The 20591-nt window shown below is 60.6% G+C and carries 17 protein-coding genes, 1 tRNA gene and 2 pseudogenes; 7 read left to right on the top strand and 13 right to left on the bottom strand.

Annotated features, from left to right (window positions below):
* The first annotated feature begins 445 nt into the window (after window positions 1-445).
* Genes ACIP1G_RS10730 through ACIP1G_RS10740 form a run of 3 tightly spaced genes read left to right on the top strand, consistent with a single transcriptional unit; the run spans window position 446 to window position 5573 of the window.
* Window positions 446-2695 (top strand): ATP-binding protein, encoded by a 2250-nt coding sequence (locus ACIP1G_RS10730; protein ID WP_400736420.1) that lies wholly within the window; start codon window positions 446-448, stop codon window positions 2693-2695.
* A 15-nt stretch (window positions 2696-2710) separates the two neighbouring features.
* Complete coding sequence (locus ACIP1G_RS10735; protein WP_400736422.1) at window positions 2711-3172, top strand: response regulator; 462 nt, start codon at window positions 2711-2713, stop codon at window positions 3170-3172.
* Between the two features lie 13 nt (window positions 3173-3185).
* Window positions 3186-5573: a response regulator gene (locus ACIP1G_RS10740; protein ID WP_400736424.1), complete on the top strand. Its 2388-nt coding sequence runs from the start codon at window positions 3186-3188 to the stop codon at window positions 5571-5573.
* A gap of 223 nt (window positions 5574-5796) precedes the next feature.
* Here ACIP1G_RS10740 and ACIP1G_RS10745 read toward each other — a convergent pair.
* Window positions 5797-5871, bottom strand: a tRNA-Gln gene (locus tag ACIP1G_RS10745).
* Window positions 5872-6027: 156 nt separating this feature from the next.
* On the bottom strand, window positions 6028-6453 hold the full coding sequence (locus tag ACIP1G_RS10750) for a DUF1810 domain-containing protein (RefSeq protein ID WP_400736426.1): 426 nt from the start codon (window positions 6451-6453) through the stop codon (window positions 6028-6030).
* Between the two features lie 158 nt (window positions 6454-6611).
* Between ACIP1G_RS10750 and zapE the strand changes: the two genes are divergently transcribed.
* Window positions 6612-7682 carry a cell division protein ZapE gene (gene zapE / locus ACIP1G_RS10755; RefSeq protein ID WP_400736428.1) on the top strand — a complete coding sequence of 357 codons (1071 nt, stop codon included), beginning with the start codon at window positions 6612-6614 and terminating at the stop codon, window positions 7680-7682.
* Window positions 7683-7791: 109 nt separating this feature from the next.
* Here the strand turns inward: zapE and ACIP1G_RS10760 are convergent, their stop codons facing one another.
* Complete coding sequence (locus ACIP1G_RS10760; RefSeq protein WP_400736430.1) at window positions 7792-9681, bottom strand: propionyl-CoA synthetase; 1890 nt, start codon at window positions 9679-9681, stop codon at window positions 7792-7794.
* A gap of 180 nt (window positions 9682-9861) precedes the next feature.
* On the opposite strand from ACIP1G_RS10760, the gene ACIP1G_RS10765 reads away from it, so the two are divergent.
* The gene (locus ACIP1G_RS10765; RefSeq protein ID WP_400736432.1) at window positions 9862-10728 is read left to right on the top strand and encodes a LysR family transcriptional regulator; all 867 of its coding nucleotides are present in this window, start codon (window positions 9862-9864) and stop codon (window positions 10726-10728) included.
* Here the strand turns inward: ACIP1G_RS10765 and ACIP1G_RS10770 are convergent.
* The 5 genes from ACIP1G_RS10770 to ACIP1G_RS10790 all read right to left on the bottom strand — a co-directional run bounded on the left by ACIP1G_RS10770 (window position 10702) and on the right by ACIP1G_RS10790 (window position 14731).
* A complete protein-coding gene (locus ACIP1G_RS10770) occupies window positions 10702-11856 on the bottom strand; it encodes an HPP family protein (protein WP_400736434.1) in 1155 nt (384 codons plus the stop codon). The genes ACIP1G_RS10765 and ACIP1G_RS10770 overlap by 27 nt on opposite strands.
* Window positions 11857-12123: 267 nt before the next feature.
* The gene (locus ACIP1G_RS10775; protein WP_400736436.1) at window positions 12124-13443 is read right to left on the bottom strand and encodes a sensor histidine kinase; all 1320 of its coding nucleotides are present in this window, start codon (window positions 13441-13443) and stop codon (window positions 12124-12126) included.
* Complete coding sequence (locus tag ACIP1G_RS10780) at window positions 13440-14108, bottom strand: response regulator transcription factor (protein ID WP_400736438.1); 669 nt, start codon at window positions 14106-14108, stop codon at window positions 13440-13442. Before ACIP1G_RS10780 ends, ACIP1G_RS10775 begins: the two co-directional genes overlap by 4 nt.
* Entirely contained in the window at window positions 14109-14423 is a 315-nt protein-coding gene (locus tag ACIP1G_RS10785) for a PepSY domain-containing protein (protein ID WP_400736440.1), read from the bottom strand.
* On the bottom strand, window positions 14423-14731 hold the full coding sequence (locus ACIP1G_RS10790; protein ID WP_172228398.1) for a PepSY domain-containing protein: 309 nt from the start codon (window positions 14729-14731) through the stop codon (window positions 14423-14425). The genes ACIP1G_RS10785 and ACIP1G_RS10790 overlap by 1 nt, the downstream gene beginning before the upstream one ends.
* Window positions 14732-15397: 666 nt before the next feature.
* On the opposite strand from ACIP1G_RS10790, the gene ACIP1G_RS10795 reads away from it, so the two are divergent.
* On the top strand, window positions 15398-16573 hold the full coding sequence (locus ACIP1G_RS10795; protein WP_400736442.1) for a tyrosine-type recombinase/integrase: 1176 nt from the start codon (window positions 15398-15400) through the stop codon (window positions 16571-16573).
* A gap of 13 nt (window positions 16574-16586) precedes the next feature.
* Here the strand turns inward: ACIP1G_RS10795 and ACIP1G_RS10800 are convergent, their stop codons facing one another.
* The 4 genes and pseudogenes from ACIP1G_RS10800 to ACIP1G_RS10815 form a co-directional block, all read right to left on the bottom strand.
* Window positions 16587-16871, bottom strand: coding sequence for a hypothetical protein (locus tag ACIP1G_RS10800; protein ID WP_400736444.1), 285 nt, complete (start codon window positions 16869-16871; stop codon window positions 16587-16589).
* Window positions 16871-17192 (bottom strand): annotated as a pseudogene (locus tag ACIP1G_RS10805) (hypothetical protein). The gene ACIP1G_RS10800 and the pseudogene ACIP1G_RS10805 overlap by 1 nt, the downstream one beginning before the upstream one ends.
* Window positions 17193-17274: 82 nt before the next feature.
* Window positions 17275-18234: a putative phage abortive infection protein gene (locus ACIP1G_RS10810; protein ID WP_400736446.1), complete on the bottom strand. Its 960-nt coding sequence runs from the start codon at window positions 18232-18234 to the stop codon at window positions 17275-17277.
* 149 nt (window positions 18235-18383) lie between these two features.
* Window positions 18384-18659 (bottom strand): DUF2514 family protein, encoded by a 276-nt coding sequence (locus ACIP1G_RS10815; RefSeq protein ID WP_400736448.1) that lies wholly within the window; start codon window positions 18657-18659, stop codon window positions 18384-18386.
* A gap of 215 nt (window positions 18660-18874) precedes the next feature.
* On the opposite strand from ACIP1G_RS10815, the gene ACIP1G_RS10820 reads away from it, so the two are divergent.
* On the top strand, window positions 18875-20347 hold the full coding sequence (locus tag ACIP1G_RS10820) for a tetratricopeptide repeat protein (protein WP_400736450.1): 1473 nt from the start codon (window positions 18875-18877) through the stop codon (window positions 20345-20347).
* 77 nt (window positions 20348-20424) lie between these two features.
* Here the strand turns inward: ACIP1G_RS10820 and ACIP1G_RS10825 are convergent.
* Window positions 20425-20559, bottom strand: a pseudogene (locus ACIP1G_RS10825) (DUF2514 domain-containing protein); the annotation flags it as partial.
* Window positions 20560-20591 lie beyond the last annotated feature (32 nt).

A 20591-nucleotide genomic window follows, 5' to 3' on the forward strand; every position in this document is an offset into this window, starting at 1 on the left:
CTGTGAAATCGAGCGCCGCCCGCGCGGCGCTTCGCGGCTAAAGCCGCTCCTACATTTGTTTCGGGCCAATTATTCCTGTGGGATTCGCGCGCGAACGCCTTGGCGCATGGCTCGGTATCGCGTCGTACAAACAAGGCGGTCGCGCGCGTCTGGCACAGGCGATACTGGCCCGAAACAAACGTAGGAGCGGCTTTAGCCGCGAAGCGCCGCGCGGGCGGCGCTCGATCTCAAAGGCGATGAAAATGTTGTGACAAACACCTGTCAGCCGAGATGCCTTATCAAAGCGGACAAAAAATCCCAAAATCCGCAGAACCCCTAGCCCCCACACGCCTCCAATAGCCAAGGCCCGACACCCAGGCCGATATTCTGTTAGGGTGACTCAACCTCATCCTGCACCAGGCACATGCGGCACGCATGGACGGACATGACAGGAGCGTTTTCATTGATGACTGCAGACCACACGCTGGCAGAAGCCGTGGAGCGCTGTGCCCAGGAGCCGATCCACGTACCTGGCAGCATCCAGCCCCATGGCTTTTTGCTGGTGCTGGACGAAGCTGACTTGCGCGTGCTGCAGGCCAGTGAAAACGTCGAGCAATGGCTGGGCATCCCGGCCAGGGAACTGATCGGCTGCAGCTTGGCCGAACAGCTCAGCGGCGCCTTCGACCTGCGCACGCACCTCACGCGGCTGCCCGAAGACGAAGTCCTGCCCTTTCACATCGGCGACGTGCGCTTGCGCCAAGGCGCACCGTTCAGCGCCCCCCTGCACCTGCTGGCCCACCGTCACGACCAGGTCCTGATTACCGAATTCGAACCCCCACGCCTGCCAGCAGACCTTGCCGGGCAAGGCGACTACTACCCGCTGGTGCGCAGCTTCGTCAGCAGCCTGCAGCTGGCCGGCAGCCTCGAAGAACTGCTGCAACAAACCGTGGTTCAACTCAAGCGCATCACCGGCTTTGGCCGGGTCAAGGCCTACCGCTTCGACGCCGCAGGCAATGGCCAAGTACTGGCCGAAGTGGCCGACCCGGGTTACCCCAGCTACCTGGGCCTGTGCTTCCCGGCCGCCGACATCCCACGCCAGGCGCGTGAGCTGTACCGGGTCAACCGCATCCGTGTCATCGAGGATGCCAACTACCAGCCCTCGCCCCTGCTGCCTGCCGTCAACCCACGCACTGGCAAGGGGCTGGACGTCAGTTTCGCCGCACTGCGCAGCGTGTCGCCGGTGCACCTGCAATACATGCGCAACATGGGCACCCTGGCCTCGATGTCGCTGTCGATCGTGGTCGACGGCCAACTGTGGGGGCTGGTGTCCTGCCATCACCAGCAGCCACGCCCGGTGGACCTGCGCACCCGCACTGCCTGCGAACTGCTGGCCAGTGTACTGTCGTTGCAGATCGAATCACGCGAGTCCCATGCCAGTACGCGCAAGCTGCTGGAACTGCGCCAGCACATCGTGCGCATGATCTCGTCCATGGCCGACCATGACAGTGTCAGTGAGGGCCTGCGCGACTTGCCCGATGTGTTGTTGGCGTTCGCCGGTGCCAGTGGCGCCGCAGTGGTCTCGGCCGAACGCTGCGACCTGATCGGTCAGACGCCGCCCGCCGCACAGGTCACAGCGCTGGTGCACTGGCTGGCCCAGCGTGGTGAAGAGAGCGTGTTCCATAGCGACAACCTGCGCCGCGACATCGACGAACTGCCCGAGCTTGCGAACCATGTCGGCGGCGTGCTGGCAGTGGCCATTTCGCAAATCCACTCGCACTACCTGCTGTGGTTCCGCCCCGAACAGGTCCGCACGGTGAACTGGGCCGGGCAGCCGAACAAACAGGTAGGGCCACAGGGCAACCTCGCCCCTCGGCACAGTTTTGAACGCTGGCAGGAACAGCTGCGCGGCTACAGTGAGCCTTGGCACCCGCTGGTTGTCGAAGGCGTGCTGGAACTGCGCAGCGCCGTGCTCGGCATTGTCCTGCGCAAGGCCGAGGAACTGGCGCAACTGGCCGGCGAGTTGCGCCGTTCGAACAAGGAGCTCGAAGCGTTTTCCTACAGTGTGTCCCACGACCTGCGCGCACCTTTGCGGCATATTGCCGGCTACACCGAACTGCTCGGCGAAATCGAAGGCCAGGGCCTGAGCGAGCGCGGCAAGCGCTTCCTGCAACACATCGAGGAAGCCGCGCAGTTTGCCGGCAGCCTGGTCGACAACCTGCTCAACTTCTCGCAGATGGGCCGTTCGGCCCTGCGCCTGTCGGACGTCGACCTCAACGCCTTGGTCGAGGCCATTCGCAGCGAACTGGCCCCCGACTACCTGGGCCGCGAAATCGTCTGGGACATCGCCACGCTGCCCAAAGTCATTGGCGACCCGGCCTTCATCAACCTGGCCCTGCACAACTTGCTGGCCAACGCCATCAAGTACACCCGTGGCCGCACCCCGGCGCGCATCCAGATCAGCGCTACGCAGCACCCGGGTGAAACCGAAGTGTGCATCCGCGACAACGGTGTGGGCTTCGACATGGCCTATGCCAACAAGCTGTTCGGGGTGTTCCAGCGGCTGCACCGCATGGAAGACTTCGAAGGCACCGGGATCGGCCTGGCCAGTGTGCGCCGCATCATCGAGCGCCATGATGGCCGCGTCTGGGCCAATGGCCAGATCGACCACGGCGCGAGCTTTCACTTCACCCTCCCGCGCCACCCCGCGACCACCTGAGGCACCATCACCATCATGCTCAAACCCATCCTGCTGGTCGAAGACAACCCACGGGACCTGGAGCTGACGCTCCTGGCACTGGAACGCAGCCAGTTGGCCAACGAGGTCATCGTGCTACGTGACGGTGAAGAGGCGCTCGACTACCTGTTGCGCCGCAAGGCCTATGCCGAGCGCGATGGCGGCAACCCCGCGGTACTGCTGCTGGACTTGAAATTGCCCAAAGTCGACGGCCTGGAAGTGCTCAAGGCGGTACGCGCCACCGCCGAATTGCGCAGTATCCCGACGGTGATGCTGACCTCTTCACGGGAGGAACCTGACCTGCTGCGCGCCTACGAGCTGGGGGTGAATGCCTATGTGGTCAAGCCGGTGGAGTTCAAGGAATTTGTCGCCGCCATTTCCGACCTGGGGGTATTCTGGGCAGTGCTCAACGAACCGCCACCTGGCTCGCTGCGCCTGAACCGGCGCAGCAGCAACTGAGGCCGCCGCGACAATGCAACCAACGCCGCTGAAACTCCTGATGGTCGAAGACAGCTCGATGGACGCCGAGCTGACCCTGATGCGCCTTGAGCGCAGCGGGCTGCATGTGCAAGCGCAACTGGTGTTCGACCACGTTGGCGTCGAGCACGCCCTGCGCGAGGCCTGTTATGACCTGATACTGTGCGATTGCGTGTTGCCGGGCTCGTCCGGCACCGAAGTGCTGGCCATCGCCCAGCGCCTGGCGCCGGACATTCCGTTCATCTTCCTGTCTGGCATTTACGGCGAAGAGCATGCGGTGGAAATGATCCGCCTGGGTGCCACCGACTATGTCCTGAAAAAGAACCTGCCCTTGTTGCCCAAGGCCGTGCGCCGGGCCCTGACCGAAGTGCAGGAGCGCCAGCGCCGGCACAGCGCCGAAGAGGCCTTGGCCGATGTCGAGGCGCGTGCGCGCATCGCCATCGACGCCGCCGGCATGGGCACCTGGGACCTGCGCCCGGCAGAAGGCCTGCTGCTGTGGGATGACCGCTGCAAGGCCCTGTTCGGCCTACCCACCAGCACCGACATGAGCCTGGAGGTGTTCTACGCCGGCATCTACCCCGACGACCTGCCACTGGTACGCGAGGCGGTGGAACACGCCATGCGTCCGGATAGCGGCGGCCAGTACCGGGTAGAGTTTCGTATTGCCCAACCCAATGGCCTGGAGCCGCGCTGGTTGCTCAGCAGCGGCCAGAGCCAGTTCGTCGACGGCCAGTGCGTGCGCTTTTCCGGCGTGCTGCAGGACATCCATGCGCAGCGCCTGGCCAACCAGGCATTGCGCCAGCTCAACGAGATGCTCGGCGAACGGGTCGAGCGCCGTACCCGCGAACGCGACCGCGCCTGGGAGCTGTCACAAGACTTGCTGGCCGTGCTGAACAAAGACCTGACCCCGGTTGCGCTCAACCCCGCCTGGGAAGCCAGCCTGGGCTTCTCTCGCGAGCGCCTGAGCCAGTCGTCCCTGCTGCACCTGCTGCCCGAGCCCGACCAGGAGCTGTTGCTCACCGAGCTGGCCGCCCTCGCCCATGGCCGCACCAGCGCACGCTTCGTCGGGCGCATCCTGCATGCCGGCGGCCAGCAACGCTGGTTGTCGTGGGTGGTGGTGCCGGAAGACACCTTGCTGTACGTGGTGGCGCGCGATATCACCAGCGAGCGCGAAGCCGCACTGGGCCTGGCTGAAGCCAACGCCCGCCTGCGCGAGCAGATCGACGAGCGCGAACGCATCGAGGCCGCGCTACAGCAGATGCAGCGCCTGGAAGCGGTCGGCCAACTGACGGCCGGCGTGGCCCACGACTTCAACAACCTGCTGACGGTGATCCTCACCGGTGCCAGCTTTCTCGAACGCGACCTGGCCAAGGCCGACCTGGACAAGGCCCGTACGCGCCTCACGCACATCCGCGAAGCGGGTGAACGTGGCGCCAAGCTGACGTCGCAGCTGCTGGCCTTCTCGCGCCGTCAGCGCCTGGAACCGGTGGCGCTGAACCTCAACCGCACCCTCGCGGGCCTGGAAGAACTGCTGCGCCGCACCCTCGGCGGCAACGTCTCGGTGCGCCTGGACCTGGACCAGGCCCTGTGGCAGGCACTGACCGACCCGACCCAGACCGAGATGATCATCCTCAACCTGGCCATCAATGCCCGAGACGCCATGCCCGACGGTGGCCAGCTGACGCTGTCGACCCGCAACACCCGGATCGACGCCCGCCCCCAGCGCCCGGAAGACCCGGACCCCGGCGAGTACGTGATGCTGAGCATCCACGATACCGGCTGCGGCATGAGCGAAGAGGTGCTGGCAAAGGTGTTCGAGCCGTTCTTCACCACCAAGGACATCGGCAAAGGCTCGGGCCTGGGCCTGGCCCAGGTGTTCGGCTTCGCCAAGCAGTCCGGCGGTGGCGTGCGTATCGACACCACACCAGGGCTTGGTACGCAGGTGGCGGTGTACCTGCCAGCGGTCAAGGGCCAGGCGGTGAGCGAACCAGTGGCAGCGCTGCTCAACCAGTCGATCAGCGAAAGTGGCCATAACCGCACGGTGTTGCTGGTGGACGATGACCACCTGGTGCGCGACATGCTCGGCGATGTGTTGCGCCAGTACGGCTACCAGGTGCGCCAGGCGCACAGTGGCGAACAGGCCCTGGCCCTGCTGGATGACGGGATCGACCTGCTGCTGACCGATTTCGCCATGCCCGAGTTCAACGGCGCACAACTGGCGCTGGCGGCACGCGAACGGTACCCGCACCTGCCAGTGGTGTTCCTGACCGGGTATGCGGAGCTGCAGGGGCTGGAGTTACCGGGCAGCCTGGTGATCCAGAAGCCGGTGCAGGCTGATGAACTGGCGCGGGTGCTGAACGAGATGGTGGGAGTCGCCGGGTAGTCCAGAACGGCGAGATCCCCTGTAGGAGCGGCCTTGTGTCGCGATCGGGCTGCGCAGCAGCCTCAAGATTGCAGACACAGCATAGATTGCCGGGGCTGCTGCGCAGCCCATCGCGACGCAAGGCCGCTCCTACAGGGGGCGCGCAACGGATAGAAAATCGGAAACGACAAAACCCAGCGCTTATCTTTCTAAGCACTGGGAATATACGTTTGAAGCAAGAAAATGGCAGGGGCGGCTGGATTCGAACCAACGCATGGCAGGATCAAAACCTGCTGCCTTACCGCTTGGCGACGCCCCTGTATCGGATGCAGCGTTAGCTGCTCTGACAATTCCAACTGAGTGACAACTGGGTTGTTGTCTTGGAATGCGCGGCACTTTAACAACAAACTTTCGGTCTGTGAACCCCCTGATGAAAAAAAATTGCCAGAAAACAGCGAGTTAGTCATTTTTACGGTTAACGCGGCAACATGGCCAGGGTCTGGGCGTCCGGCTCACCGCCGTAGAACTGCAGCAGCGCCAGCGGGTACAACGGGTTGTCGGGCGCCGCCTGGGCGAACAGGGTCAGGCACGAGCGCAGCTTGAGGCAGTCGGGGCTGCCGAGGATGTCACGGGCACTCTTGTCACTGTGCTGCAACAGCGCAGTCACACAGGCCTCCAGCCGCGGGCCCAGCAGCGGGTGGGCCAGGTAGGCCCGGGCCTCGTCGAGGCCGGCCAATGCATAACGCTCGGCCATGGCGCTGTGGCCTAGCCCATCAAGCTGCGGGAACACGTACCACATCCAGTGGCTGCGCTTGTGCCCGGTGTGCAGCTCCTGCAGCACCTGGTCGTACACCCGGTTCTGCGCCTCAACAAAACGCTCCAGATCTAAATCGGCACGCATGTTCGCTTCTCCGCGTATCAGTCCCAGCCTTTAATGTACGCCTGTCCAACGCACCTATCTCGTCAGGCGATCATTGCCCCGCACTTTATGTATTAGTCAAAATGGCGACCCTCGGGCAAGCTGCACGCTGCCCTGCCATCGCCCAAGGAGCTTAGCTTTTGACTGCCTGGATCCCTACCCCACTCCGCCAGCTTGGCCAGCGCCTGCGTGGCGCCACTGCCAACCAGAGCGAACTGCTCGGCTGGTTCGAGGACAAAGCGCACAGCCGCGGTTATCAGCTGAGCGACGGCCAGCGCCGGGTGATCCACTGCATGGCCGAGCAACTGGCGCAGCTTGAGCAAGGGCAACCACGCAGCCTCTATCTGTACGGCTCGGTTGGCCGGGGCAAAAGCTGGCTGCTCGATGGTTTCTTCCAGGCCGTGCCGGTAGAGGCCAAGAAGCGGCTGCACTTTCATGATTTCTTTGCCCGCCTGCACCAGGGTATGCACCGCCACCGGGCGTTGGACGACGCACTGGGCGCGACCCTCGACGAGCTGGTGGGCGATTGCCGGGTGCTGTGCTTCGACGAATTCCATGTGCACGACATTGGCGATGCCATGCTGCTCACCCGCCTGTTCAACGCCCTGTTCGCCCGCGGCGTGTTCCTGCTGGTAACCTCCAACTATGCGCCCGAAGGGCTGTTGCCCAACCCGCTGTACCACGAGCGCTTCCTGCCGGTGATTCGCCTGATCAACGGGCGCATGCAGGTGCTGGAGGTGGGCGGCGACACCGATTTTCGCAGCCTGCCGGCCAACCGTGAGCATCAACGTTTCACCCAGGGCCACTATGTATGGCCGGGGGATGCCGCGCAGCGCCAGGCGCTGAATGTGCCGGATGAACAGCCGGTGATGCTGGAGGTGAACAAGCGCCCGCTGCGCGTGCTGGCCATTGATGGCCGTCGGGTGATGCTTGGCTTTGACGATTTGTGCGAGAAGGCCACGGCGGTCATCGACTACCTGGTGCTGGCCGGGCAATACGATGAGTGGATCATTGATGGGCTGGATGATCTGGCGGAATGCTCGCTGGCGGCGCAGCAGCGCTTCGTCAACCTGGTGGATGTGCTGTATGACCAGGACCGGCAGGTGGTGGTGATCGGCACGCGGCCGCTGGAGGAGAGCCTGGGCGGGCCGCTGGCCGACCTGATGCGTACCCGCAGCCGGTTGGGGCAGCTGCATCAGCTGGCCCCTTAGATTTGTATGGCCTGAACCGGCCTATTCGCGGGTAAACCCGCTCCTACAAGGGAACGTGATTCCATGTAGGAGCGGCTTTAGCCGCGAAAGGGCCAGCACTGTCAACCCATCAACCCGCCCGGGGCAAATCCGCCAGCACCGCCTCGATCTCCCCCAACACCGCCGGATCATCCAGGGTCGACGGCGGCACATAATCCTGCCCATCGGCAATCTTGCGCAGCACCGCCCGCAGAATCTTCCCGGAGCGGGTCTTGGGCAAGCGCTTCACCAGCCGCACCCGGTTGAAGCAGGCCAACGGGCCAATCTCCTCACGCACGCTGCCCACCAGGTCCACCAGCAACTGCGCCTCGGCAATGCCCTCTCCGTCCTTGAGCACCACCAGCGCCAGCGGCACCTGCCCCTTGATCTCGTCATGCACGCCAATCACCGCGCACTCGGCCACCGCCGGGTGCCGCGCCACCAGGTCTTCCATCTCGCCGGTAGACAGCCGGTGCCCCGAGACGTTGATCACGTCATCCGTGCGCCCCATGATGTAGACGAACCCGTCATCGTCCAGGTAGCCGCCATCGCCGGTGTGGTAATACCCCGGATAAGTGCGCAGGTAAGCTTGCAGGTAGCGTTCGTGATCGCCCCACAGCGTCTGGCTGCAACCGGGCGGCAATGGCAGGGCAATCACGATCGAACCCTGGTGGTTGGGGCCCAGCAGGTGGCCGTCGTCATCCAGCACACGCACGTGGTAGCCCGGCACCGCGCGGTTGCTCGACCCCGGTTTCGCCGCGCTGCCTTCCAGCCCTACGCAAGGTGCAGTGACCGGCCAGCCGGTCTCGGTCTGCCACCAGTGGTCGTGCACCGGCTTGCCACTGACCCGCTCCAGCCATTCATGGGTGCTGGAATCAAGCTTCTCGCCAGCCAGGAACAGCTGACGCAGCGAGCTCAGATCGTGCTTGCGGATCAGCTCTCCCTCCGGGTCTTCCTTGCGGATGGCGCGCATGGCAGTAGGTGCACAGAACAATGCGTTGACCTTGTATTGCTCCACCACTCGCCAGTAGGCCGAGGCGTCTGGGGTGCGAATTGGCTTGCCTTCATAGAACACCGTGGTGCAGCCGCTCATCAACGGCCCATAGACGATCAGCGAATGGCCAACCACCCAGCCCACGTCGGAAATGCCCCACCACACATCGCCGGCCTGCATGCCGTAGATATGGCGCATGGCATAGCACAGCGCCACGGCATTGCCGCCGTTCTCCCGCACGATACCCTTGGGTTTGCCGGTGGTACCCGAGGTGTACATGATGTACAGCGGGTCGCCGGCATCCAGCTCGACGGGGGCCACGGGTTCGGCGCTGGCCAATGCCGCCTGCCAGTCCAGGTCGCGACCTGGCTGCAGTTCAGCCTGCGCCTGTGGCCGTTGCAGCACCAGCACGTTGCGCGGCTGATGCCGGGCCAGTTGCAGGGCGCGGTCGACCAGCGGCTTGTATTCGATCACCCGGTCGAATTCCAGGCCGCAGGACGCTGTAAGCAACAGCGTCGGCCGGGCATCGTCAATGCGCAGGGCCAGTTCGTTGGCGGCAAAGCCACCGAACACCACCGAGTGCACCGCGCCGATCCGTGCGCAGGCCAGCATGGCCATGGCCGCCTGCGGCACCATGGGCATGTAGATGATTACGCCATCGCCCTTGTTTACCCCCAGCTGGCGCAGCAAGCCAGCCAGTCGCGCTACCTCGTCGCGCAGCTGATGGTAGGTGTAGGCCTGCTGTACGCCAGTCACCGGCGAATCATAGATCAGCGCCAGCTGCTCGCCGCGGCCCTGCTCGATCTGGTGATCGAGGGCCAGGTAGCAGCTGTTCAGGCGGCCATCGGCGAACCAGCGGTGGGTGCCGTCGGCATTGTCTTGCAGCGTGAGGGCAGGCTTGCGGTGCCAGGCCAGGTGCGCGGCCTGTTCCGCCCAGAAAGCGGCAGGGTCGGAAATGGAATGGGCGTAGCTGTGCTGGTAGCTCATATCGAAAGAAACCCGGTACTTGTTGTTATTGAAGGGCGAACCTTGAGTATGGACCGCTGCACCCACGCCGCCATGGGACTAAAGTCACAACCGACCTGCAAATTTGCAGACAACGCAAAAACGCCCCATAACGGTGCAAAGCCTCTAGAATGGGCCACCCCTTCAGCCACCGAGCAACTCATGGATATCGATCAGGCCCGTACCTTCCTGGAAATCGTGCGTTGCGGCAGCCTGGTCGCCGCCGCCGAACGCCTGTTCGTGTCACAGACGGCGATCACCGCCCGGGTGCAGCGCCTGGAGCAGCAACTGGGCTGCCAGCTGTTCGTGCGCAGCCGCAACGGCGCCAGCCTGACCAGCGACGGCGAAGCGTTTGTCAGTTATGCCAACCAGCTGGTACAAACGTGGGAAGCGGCACGCCGTGACCTGCCGCTGCCCCAAGGCTGCCAACAGGTACTGCATGTGGGCGGTGAAGTGAGCCTGGGCAACCCGATGATGCTCGACTGGGTCAGCGCCCTGCACCGCGAGCTGCCCAGCCATGCCATCCGCAGCGAGGTCAGCGACGGTGAGTCGCTGCTGCGCAAGGTCGAGATGGGCCTGCTGGACGCCGCGCTGGTCTACCAGCCGACCTACGGCCCGGGCCTGCAGGTGGAACAGCTGATGGAAGAAAAGCTGATTCGCGTACGCCGGGTCGAACAGCCCGAACCGTATATCTACATCGACTGGGGCGAGGCCTTCCGCCGTCAGCACGATGCCGCCCTGCCCGACGACGCACGCCCGGCATTGAGCTTCAACCTGGGCCCGCTGGCCTTGCAGTTCATTCTCGACCAGGGCGGCAGTGGCTACTTCCGCACGCGGGTGGTGCAGGCCTACCTGGACAGCGGGGTGTTCGAGCGGGTGCCGCAAGCGCCGGAATTCACCTACCCGACCTTCCTGGTGTACCCACGCAAGCGTGACAGCGAAGCCCTGCAACAGGCCTTCGCCATCCTGCGCCGGCTGGTAGCCGCCGGCGCCAGCGACTGGTCACAGCGCTGGGACCCGGTTATCTGAAGCCTCGGCGTTGCTGAGCAGCTGGCGCTTGAGGCCAGCGATAAGGTCGGTCTGGGTGATTACGCCCACCAGCTTGTCGGCATCAAGTACCGGCAGGCAGTGCAGGCCCTGCTCGCTCAGTAGTGGCAGCAGGCGCTCCAGCGGGTGCTGGCTGCTGACGCTGACCACCCGGCGGCTCATTACCTGCTCCATGCGCACCGCCTTGCGGCCGAACAGCCCACGCCAGCTGAAACGGCCACGCTGCATGGCCGGGCCGACCAGATCGCTGAGACTGACGATACCCACCAGCTTGCCTTGCTGCAGCACTGGCAGGGTTTTCAGGTGGTGGCTGGCCAACATTTTCCAGGCCTGTTCCAGGGTGGTGTCGGGCGTGGCGAACTGCACATCACGGGACATCACCGAAGCGGCAGTGATGCCGCCCAGGCTGCGCTGCAGGGCGTGCTGCTCGGTGGCCAGGATGATGCGTTCCAGCTCGTCACGGGTAACGTCGACGAACTCGCCCAATTCCTCCAGCGCCTGGTCCAGGTCTTCACTGCGGATGCCGACCCGCTCGCCGGGCAGCGGGTCATGGGTATGGTGCAAGTCTTTGCGCGGCAACGCGCCTTTCGGGTAGCGCACGCCGGTCAGGCGGTTGTAGACGATTGCCACCGTCACCAGGATCAGCGCATTGAGCAGCACCGGCTCCAGCAGGTGGTCGCCCATGGCGGTCAGCCCCGAGTCGGCCAGTACCGCGCTCACCGCCACCCCACCACCCGGCGGGTGCAGGCAGCGCAGCAGGCACATCACCAGGATCGAGATACCCAGCGCGGCGGCAGCCACCCACAGTTCGGGACCGAAGCCTTGGCGCATGGCAAGGCCGACGGCGCCAGCCAGGGCGTAGCTGCCCAGTACCGGCCAGGGTTGAGCCAGCGGCCCGGAATGTACGGCAAACACCAATACCGCCGAAGCCGCCAACGGGCCGAGCAGGTGCAGGGCAATGCCCGGGCCATAGGCCATGCTGGTCAGCCAGCCGGCGAGGAACAGGCCAAGCAACGCGCCAATACCGGCACGCAGCCATTCTTTGGGGGGGATATTCAAGGGCGCCGGCAACAGCCGCTGCAGACGACTTTCGGAACGCGAGGCAGACATGTAGGTAATCGGGATCTGTCGTTTTTCTGGTTAAAAAGAAAGCCCAGCCAAGCAGGCCTGGGCCTCGTATTGCGAGCGCAATATCACAAGGGGCTCCGTCCATGGAGAGATGGAAACCGCAGGGTTTCGTGAAGGGGATTTTGCCGGCTGGGGTGGAATTGGGCTAATTCAAAAAAATGCGGCTGTACTGCAATTTTTTTGCAGTGGTGATATGTCCTTGGGCTCATGCCTATGAGTTGGCATTGGGGCCGCTGTGCGGCCCCAGCTTTATCGAGCCTTGCGAGGCAGGTCGATTTCTACCCGAAGCCCGCCCAAAGGGCTCTCAAGCAAGGCCAGGCGCCCACCCCAAGCCTCGACAATATCGCGCACGATCCCCAACCCCAGGCCATGCCCGTCAACCTGCTCATCCAGCCGCGAACCCCGCTCCAGCACCTGCTGCCGCTGGCCCTCGGGAATACCCGGCCCATCGTCATCGACCCACAACCGGTAACCCTCGGCATCCGGCGCAATGCCCAGTCGCACCTCGCTGTCGGCCCATTTGCAGGCGTTATCCAGCAGGTTGCCCAGCAGCTCCAGGAAGTCCTCGCGGTCCCATGGCAGCAACAGCCCAGGCGGCACATCGCTGGCCAACAACAGACCCTCGCCATGGATCATGCCCAAGGTCCCCAGCAACCCCGGCAACTCCGCATCGCAGTCGAACTGCGCCCCCGGCAGCGCATCCCCCGCCAGGCGTGCGCGGTTCAGCTCACGCGCCAGGCGTTGCTGGATCTGCTCCAGTTGCTCACGCATCTGCGCGCGCACCTCGGGCAAATCCTTCAGGCGCTCGCTGGACGCCAAGCTCAGCAGCACTGCCAGCGGTGTCTTCAACGCATGCCCCAGGTTACCCAGGGCATTACGCGAGCGGCGCAGGCTGTCTTCGGTATGGCTGAGCAGGTGGTTGATCTGCCCTACCAGTGGCGCCAATTCGCTGGGCACCTCGGCATCCAGCTGCGAGCGCTGGCCCTGCTGCAACTGGGCGATCTGCTGGCGTGCCCGCTCCAGCGGCCGCAGCGAACGGGTCACGGTGATGCGCTGCAACACCAGCACCAGGATCAGCGCCACCAGGCCCATGCCCAGACCGATCTGCTGCATGCGCCGGAAGCCTTCACGCACCGGTGAGTAGTCTTGCGCCACGCTGATCGAGATGTCCTGGCCCAGGCGCCGGTAGTCGGCACGCAGGGCCAGCAGCTGCTGGCCTTCCGGCCCCAGTTCATGGCTATCGGAAAGACCCGGTGCGGCCGGCTTGGGCATGTCCAGGTCCCATAACGAACGAGACCTCCAGGTCCCTTGTTCGAAATCAATGCGGAAGTAATAACCCGAAAACGGTCGCTGGTAGGCGGCGGAAATCCGTCGCTCATCCAGCTGCAAGCCAGAAGGCCCGCGCACCAGGGCCACCAGCAAGTTCTCGCTCTCTTTGCGCAGGCCGTTTTCCAGGTAGCGCTGCAGGCCAGCCTCGAACAGCCACAAGGTCAGCTGTGCCAATACCACGCCGACCACCACCAGCACGGCCACCAGGCCCAGGCTCAGGCGTGCCTGGATCGACTTCACCCGGCACTCCCGGCGTAGATATAGCCTTGCCCGCGACGGGTCTCGATGACACTGCGGCCCAGCTTGCGCCGCAGGTGGTTGACGTGCACCTCCAGCACATTGGAGTCGCGCTCGGTTTCGCCGTCGTAAAGGTGTTCGGCCAGGTGGCTCTTGGACAGGATCTGCTGCGGGTGCAGCATGAAGTAGCGCAGCAGGCGGAACTCGGCGGCGGTCAGCTGGATGTCCACGCCGTCACGGCTCACGCACTGGCGGCTTTCGTCCAGGTGCAGGCCGGCGGCCTCCAGCTTCGGCTGGTTGGCCAGGCCGCGGGCGCGGCGCAGCAAGGCCTGGATGCGCAGGTGCAGCTCTTCGGGGTGAAAGGGTTTGCTCAGGTAGTCATCGGCCCCGGCCTTCAACCCCTCGATACGCTCGGCCCACGAGCCGCGGGCGGTGAGGATCAACACCGGCGTGACCAGGCCGGCGGCGCGCCACTGGGCCAGCACCTCCAGGCCCGGCAAGCCCGGCAGGCCGAGGTCGAGGATGATCAGGTCATAAGGCTCGCTCTGGCCCTGGTACACCGCGTCTCGGCCATCGGCCAGCCAGTCCACGGCGTAGCCTTGGCGCTGCAGGCCGGCGATCAGTTCGTCAGCCAGCGGCACATTGTCCTCGACAAGCAACAGGCGCATTCAGTCGTCTTCCTCGTCTTTGAGCAGGGCACCGGTGCTGGCGTCGAGCTTGATCTCGCGCACCACACCTTCAGCCGTCAGCAGCTCGACTTCATACTGGTAGCGATCGTCGTCCTCTTCCAGCTCGGCTTCCAGCAAACGCGCCCCGGGGTGACGCCCCAGGGCGGTTTCCAGCAATTGTTCGAGCGGCAGGATGATACCCTTCTGGCGCAGCTTGAGGGCTTCGTCCTGGTCAAGGTCGCGGGCAGCGGCCAGGGAGCATACGGCCAGCAGCGCCAGCGCGAAGTAGCGCGCTGGCCGCGGTAAGTGGATCATCAGTTGTCCCGCTCGTCCTTCAGCACTTCACCGGTCTTGGCGTCCAGCGCCACGTCCCATTCAAGGTTCTGCGTGTCGCGCAGCTCGACCTTGTAGATGTAGCGGCCGTACTCGTCTTCAAGCTCCGAGTCGGTGACGGTGGCGCCGGGATGCTTGGCCACGGCGGCGGCTTTCAGTTCGTCCAGCGACTTGATGGTCTTGGCGTTGACCAGTTTGACCACTTCGTCGGGCTGCACGTCCTTGGCGAAGGCGGCATTGGCGCCCAAGGCAAGGGCGGCGGCGGTGAACAGGGCAGTCAAGGTTTTCATCGTTCTTCTCTCCTGAGAACTGTGCAAGTTGTCTACGGGGTTAAGGTTAACCACCGGTCCTTAATTCAACCTGAAAACAGCTGGCAGCATGATAGCGCAGCCGGTTTGCAATGGGGCGATGAGCGGGCAGGTGCATGGCGCAGGAGAGGCGGTGCCTATGAGATCGAGCGCCGCCCGCGCGGCGCTTCGCGGCACAAGGCCGCTCCTACATCTGTTTCGGGCCAGTCAATCCTGTGAGGTCACCTCTGCCCGCCTTGTTTGTACCCTTCGATATCGGCTGCGCCGCTGCTCTTCATCAATCTCCAGCCATGCACCCAGGGTGCGAGTGCGCAGGCGGCAGGAGTAACTGGCCCGAAACAGATGTGGGAGCGGCCTTGTGCCGCGAAGCGCCGCGCGGGCGGCGCTCGATCTGATAGGCGCTGAAGATATTGAGGCGAACTGGTAAACTGCGCGCATTCTTGATTCACACAGAGCTAACCCCGCGTGGAAATTTTCAAAGATTCCACTTTGGATTCCCGCAGAAAACCGAGCGATACCACAAACAGCCATGACGCCCTGAATACGGCGTCATTGGCGTATCGCCGCGTACCACGCTGTACCTTCCCAATCGCAAAAACGTAGTACATCATCCAGTACATCCAACTGACAGCAAGAGGCAATGTACTAGTGGCGCTCACGGACACCGCGGCCAGGCAGGCCAAGCCCCGGGAAAAGGGCTATACCCTTGCGGACTCGCTCGGGCTCACGCTGTACATCGCCGACACCGGCGTGAAGAGCTGGCATTTCAGGTTCACCTGGCTGGGCAAGCAGGCCAGGATTTCGCTTGGGACTTACCCAGAGATCGGACTGAAGGAGGCGCGTGCGCGGAGGGATGAAGCGCGCGAAGAGGTTGCGCGGGGAACTGATCCGCGCGAATCAAGGAGGGTGAAGAAGACAGAGCGCCTAGGCGCCCAGGAAAGGACATTCCGCCGCGTTTATGACGAGTGGCTGGAATTCAGGAAGGGGAGCCTGACCGAGTCGACGGTCAAGATTATTTCGAATGCGATGGAACTGGATGTACTGCCGGCCTTCGGCATGCGCCAGATCGACACCATCAAGCGCTCCGACGTGATCACGCTGATTCGCCGCATTGAGCGCCGAGGATCGCTGACCACCGCCGTCAAAGCCCGGCAGTGGATGGGCCAGGTATTCCGGTATGCGATCGCCACCGGCATGATCGAGAACAATCCCACGGCGGAAATGCACACTGTCACCGAGAAGATGGCGCCCCATAAGCACCGCCCGTTCCTCGCCTTCACGGAAATGCCTGTCATCATCAAGGCCATTGAGGGAAGCCAGTCAGGCCTGCAGCTGCAGTGCGCGACCAAGCTGCTCATCCTCACCGCCTGCCGCCCGGCAGAGGTGCGCAAGGCCGAGTGGTCGGAGATCGACCTGGATACCGCGACCTGGTCCATCCCAGCCAGCAAGATGAAGATGCGCCGCGATCACGTAGTGCCGCTATCGCGCCAAGCCGTGGAGCTTCTGCGCTCGATGCTACCTATCTCCGGCGGGATGAAATACGTGTTCCCGAACCGTTCCGATGCCGTGAGGCCAATCGGCATCAACTACGCGGTCAACCTTCTGGACAAGTGCGGGTATACAGGCCGGCAATCGCCGCACGGTTTCCGGCACCTGTTTTCCACGGAGATGAACAGCCGCGGCTACAACAAGGACTGGATCGAGCGCCAGCTGGCTCACGCTGACAGCAGTGCCATCCGTGACGTGTACAACCACGCCACATATATAGAGCAGCGCCGCGACATGATGCAGTCCTGGGCGGACATGGTCTTACCTCCCGCCTGAGGCACTGCACTGCCTACTTCTTGCCCTTGCGCAGGATCTCGTGCATATAGTGATCCGGCTCGGGCTCGTGGTACTTGAACAGGCCGCACGCGTACATCTCCTCGTGCTCGCTCAAGCCGAACCACCTTGCCGCGTCAGCCATCTCCAGCATGTCGGAAAGCTGTAGGTCATCGACCTCGCGCCGGCGTCGGCATTCGAAAGCCATGCTCACCAGCTTGGCGGCGTGCACTTCGGGATCGATGGCCAGGTCGAATTGGTTGTCGAGCGCGGCGACCCACTCACGCGGCAGCCGGCTCATCATTCGACCCGGCGCCACCAGGACTGCGCGTACAGCACGCCGTCGACCTCCTCCACCCTGTTGATGTTGATGCCGAGCTGGGCCATTCCGTTGACCTTGACCTCATGCCGGCGCTGGAAGACGCGAGGCCCCGGAGTTGGCTTGAAAACCCCAGCCTACGTGGCTACGCGCTTGAGTAGCTGGCTGTGATGATCTCCTATGTGGATGTCAGCCCTCAGGGGCTTTACCTTCCTGATTTGATGGGTTGGAAACGCCATTCACGCGGCGGCGAATGAGCAGGAAGTACTCAGGGCACCGACACTGTACATAAACATTATCCAATAACGATACGGCACCGTAAGAAATTTTCTTTAGAAACTCAGATTGCTCGGGAGCTAAAACTAAAAAATTAACCTCTCTAGCCCTACTTGAGTTTAGAGATGATTTTCTCGTTTTCACCATACGATTTCACTGAAAAGCATTTCAGGTGCTCAGTCTTGTAAATTAAAGAGTCATCTAAATGACTGAATAGCGAATACCTGTCAACGAAGAATGAGAGCCTTTCACCACCAGGGGTCAAGCAATAGTAAAAAATCAACTTCAATTCATAAGCAGAAAGAAGAGCCCTAACAATAAATGCAAAATCATTCTCCTTGGGATGTTTCGAATCTTTTATAACGGAAAACAACAACATAAGACTGTTAAAATACAAATCCCAATCTGATCCGTGCTCTGGCGCCACCTCACAGTAAGCAAAAACATGGGCTTTTGATTTCTTTTCAGGAATTTTATCATAATTCCAAAACCTGAACCTCAGAAATTGATCCCACCTTTTAAAGCAATCCCTTCCCTGAGAAATAACAACCTTTGAATCAGGATCTTGAATATCAAAATTCTTCACAATTTCTTGCTGATAATTCAACAAGCTATAGAATTGTGATTCGAACGCCTGATCAATTAATTGCTGTTTGGTAGAGGCAATATCTTTACGCTGAAACAACAACGTCAATAGAACACCTGAGAAAGCAAGACCAGAGAAGAGAGCATTTAGCGTCCCAAAGCTATCGCCAAATTCTCCGCGACGAGCCCAATCAGGAATATCAACAATGCTAATATTCCAGAGCAAGAAAACCAAATAAACCACATAAACAATCACAACAAAAGAAACAACAGCCAGCACCCGCCACTCCATCGGCCTGCTACTTATAAACTTTCGAAAATATAATAGGAAAGCACATATTGACAAAATAAAAGCCAAAACAAAAGTTAAATGCACCCAGCCGGAGAAATCCGACAAAGCATAATCTGAAAACTCATTCTGACAAGCCTCACCCAGAACACTTTTAAAAGTAATATTTCCCAATTTAAGATCGAACCAGCTCACATAACCTCCATAGGTAAACAGTAGCATTCTATCCATGATTTTGAAGGCTACTAAATTAGCACATTCTATTGTTAATCAGCCTCTATTGAAACAGTCCCGTACTCTCTCGCACTGCTGGCCGGCAATCCTGGCTTGGTCATAAGCTTTCGCTATGTCTCGATTCGTTGCACAGACCGACTGATCAGGTCGGAGAGCACCATTGCCGCCGCGCGGGTGGCTGTCGCGCCTATGGCGACAGCCGCGGTATCCGTGCCGGGACAACTGACGGCGTCGGTAACCTGGGGGGCGTCACTGCGCAGCCGCTGGCCAGCAGCACCGACGTCAGCAGCACCAATTTTTCTTTCTTCATGCCCTATTTCCCTCGCCTCTTGATGCGCAGCTGCGCTCCGGTGTTCTTTTTCGCGCGCTGCCCGTACGCTGAACACTTCGGCAAGGCAGTCGCTGCTTTCCCGCTTAGCAGAATGCTCGCCGGCATGGAACTAGGCTGAACCCAACGAGCCTGATCCAATTCGGTGATAAGGGAGCTTACTCTCGACCAATGAACAAAGGTATGATAGGCGCCGCCTAGACTTCAATGCAGCCTCAGCGCAACTACGAATGGATTAAGCATACGAAAATATGCACAAAAGGAGAACAGAAGGTGTTTGACATTCAAATTGAACAAATTATTTCAGCTCGGAAAAGGAATCTGGATGCTAGTGAATACTTTGTTCAAATTAAACGAGCCAACCGAAAAGCCGAAGCATTGGAAGCTACAAAAACGATATTAGACTTTGACCCAAGCTGGACAACAGCCCAGTACCAATATGCAATGTCTCTAATTCGGGCTGGAAACCACAAAGAGGCTTTGCCATACTTCCTGAGCTGCACTAAAACCCATGTCGAGTGGATGTCAGCGCTGTACCACCTTGGAATTTGCCAACTAAAACTTGGCAATGAAGAGGAAGCCATCCGATCTCTAAAGAGGGTTCTCCACATAGATTACAAGGACGACCCAGAGGAATACTGCAAAAGCTTTGAAACACTAGGCGACCTATTTTTTTCGATCGCTAGAAAATCCCCAGACAAGAATTTTCGAGACAAGACAATTAATGAGCTGAACAAGATATGCGATATGGATATAGAAAAAAACGGTGAGCAACCATGGAACCTTCTGTATCTAGGCGCAGTTAACTTCTATCGCCATAAAACAACCGAAGCCCTAGCGATATTCGAAAAAGCCTCAACTAAAGCAGATCGAGAAAACCTTAATAAGCCTTTCTTCTTTAAGTCTGCGTACGGCTGCTATTCGACGAAGTCATTCCGCACCCTTAATGCAATGATTTCGGCGCCAGATATAAAGACGCTACCGGAAATTGAGCTCGCACCGAAAAAAACGTCCGAATTAGTTGCATTTGTCAGCTGCGACCCCGAATATTTCAATCGTTTTTCTGAATGTTTCCTTTCGACCATAAAGGAAACCAATAGTGAAGTTACTGTGCACTTCCATGTAATAGGCCAAGCAGAAAGCATAGCAAAACAGCGAGGCGCTAACCTGGACTTAATTCGAACAAACAAGAAAATTGATATACAGTATTCCTTCGAACGAAAGCCTGACCATAACAACACCACATATTATGCTCTTAGTCGCTTCATCAACGCCCACAGAATAATACAACACTACAACTCGCCGATAGTTATTTGCGATATTGACTCAGCAGTCATCGGCGACCTTAAGTTAGTAAAATCGTTTGTAGGCCAAAACGACGTCGGCGTGGACGCTAATTATGATCAGAATGCGTTCAGAAAATACCCATGGAACTCGATAAGTGGCGGGTATCTATACATAAACAACACCAATCGCGGCATCGAATACGCAAAAACCCTCTCCAAACTTATGATGGAGATTTTCGACCCTTCTAGCCCCAAAACCTGGTGGCTAGACCAAAGCGTGCTTTATAGCACTACCTTCTATATGAAAAATCACACCTTTAACTTCAAGGCCGTCAGCCTTATTGAAAAAGGGGCCCCAAGATCGCTCATCTTTTCAACATCCGGAAAAACCAAAGATGACTTTGTGGCCATTATAAAATCACAAATAGCCTCGGGCGAATTCGCCAAAAAATATGCCTGACCATGTGCCAAGTTAATTATTTGGCAACAATCGGGTTATAGACCTCGGAAGGTCTTAGCTCCCCCTTGAAACATGCTCTATACAGCTTCGCAGGCAGCGCCCACTATCCGAATTCGTTCAAGCGCTCCTGCGAGGCAGCCCACCACTCGGTTCGCCTCTTCAAGCAATCCCCCGAGCACCACGGCGGCAGAGGTCCCTGCCTGGCGCTGCTGGACAGGGTCGACGCCGTGGTTGAAAATTTGAT

Origin of the sequence: Pseudomonas sp. NPDC089392 (genome assembly GCF_044749595.1) — a bacterium.
In the GTDB taxonomy this organism is placed as follows: Bacteria; Pseudomonadota; Gammaproteobacteria; order Pseudomonadales; family Pseudomonadaceae; genus Aquipseudomonas.

What these genes read in the sequence shown, in the direction of transcription:
- ACIP1G_RS10730 (WP_400736420.1), top strand. Translation starts at nt 446, where the DNA reads ATGACTGCAGACCACACGCTGGCAGAAGCCGTGGAGCGCTGTGCCCAG.
- ACIP1G_RS10735 (WP_400736422.1), top strand. Translation starts at nt 2,711, where the DNA reads ATGCTCAAACCCATCCTGCTGGTCGAAGACAACCCACGGGACCTGGAG.
- ACIP1G_RS10740 (WP_400736424.1), top strand. Translation starts at nt 3,186, where the DNA reads ATGCAACCAACGCCGCTGAAACTCCTGATGGTCGAAGACAGCTCGATG.
- ACIP1G_RS10750 (WP_400736426.1), bottom strand. Translation starts at nt 6,453, where the DNA reads ATGCGTGCCGATTTAGATCTGGAGCGTTTTGTTGAGGCGCAGAACCGG.
- ACIP1G_RS10760 (WP_400736430.1), bottom strand. Translation starts at nt 9,681, where the DNA reads ATGAGCTACCAGCACAGCTACGCCCATTCCATTTCCGACCCTGCCGCT.
- ACIP1G_RS10765 (WP_400736432.1), top strand. Translation starts at nt 9,862, where the DNA reads ATGGATATCGATCAGGCCCGTACCTTCCTGGAAATCGTGCGTTGCGGC.
- ACIP1G_RS10770 (WP_400736434.1), bottom strand. Translation starts at nt 11,856, where the DNA reads ATGTCTGCCTCGCGTTCCGAAAGTCGTCTGCAGCGGCTGTTGCCGGCG.
- ACIP1G_RS10780 (WP_400736438.1), bottom strand. Translation starts at nt 14,108, where the DNA reads ATGCGCCTGTTGCTTGTCGAGGACAATGTGCCGCTGGCTGACGAACTG.
- ACIP1G_RS10785 (WP_400736440.1), bottom strand. Translation starts at nt 14,423, where the DNA reads ATGATCCACTTACCGCGGCCAGCGCGCTACTTCGCGCTGGCGCTGCTG.
- ACIP1G_RS10790 (WP_172228398.1), bottom strand. Translation starts at nt 14,731, where the DNA reads ATGAAAACCTTGACTGCCCTGTTCACCGCCGCCGCCCTTGCCTTGGGC.
- ACIP1G_RS10800 (WP_400736444.1), bottom strand. Translation starts at nt 16,871, where the DNA reads ATGAGCCGGCTGCCGCGTGAGTGGGTCGCCGCGCTCGACAACCAATTC.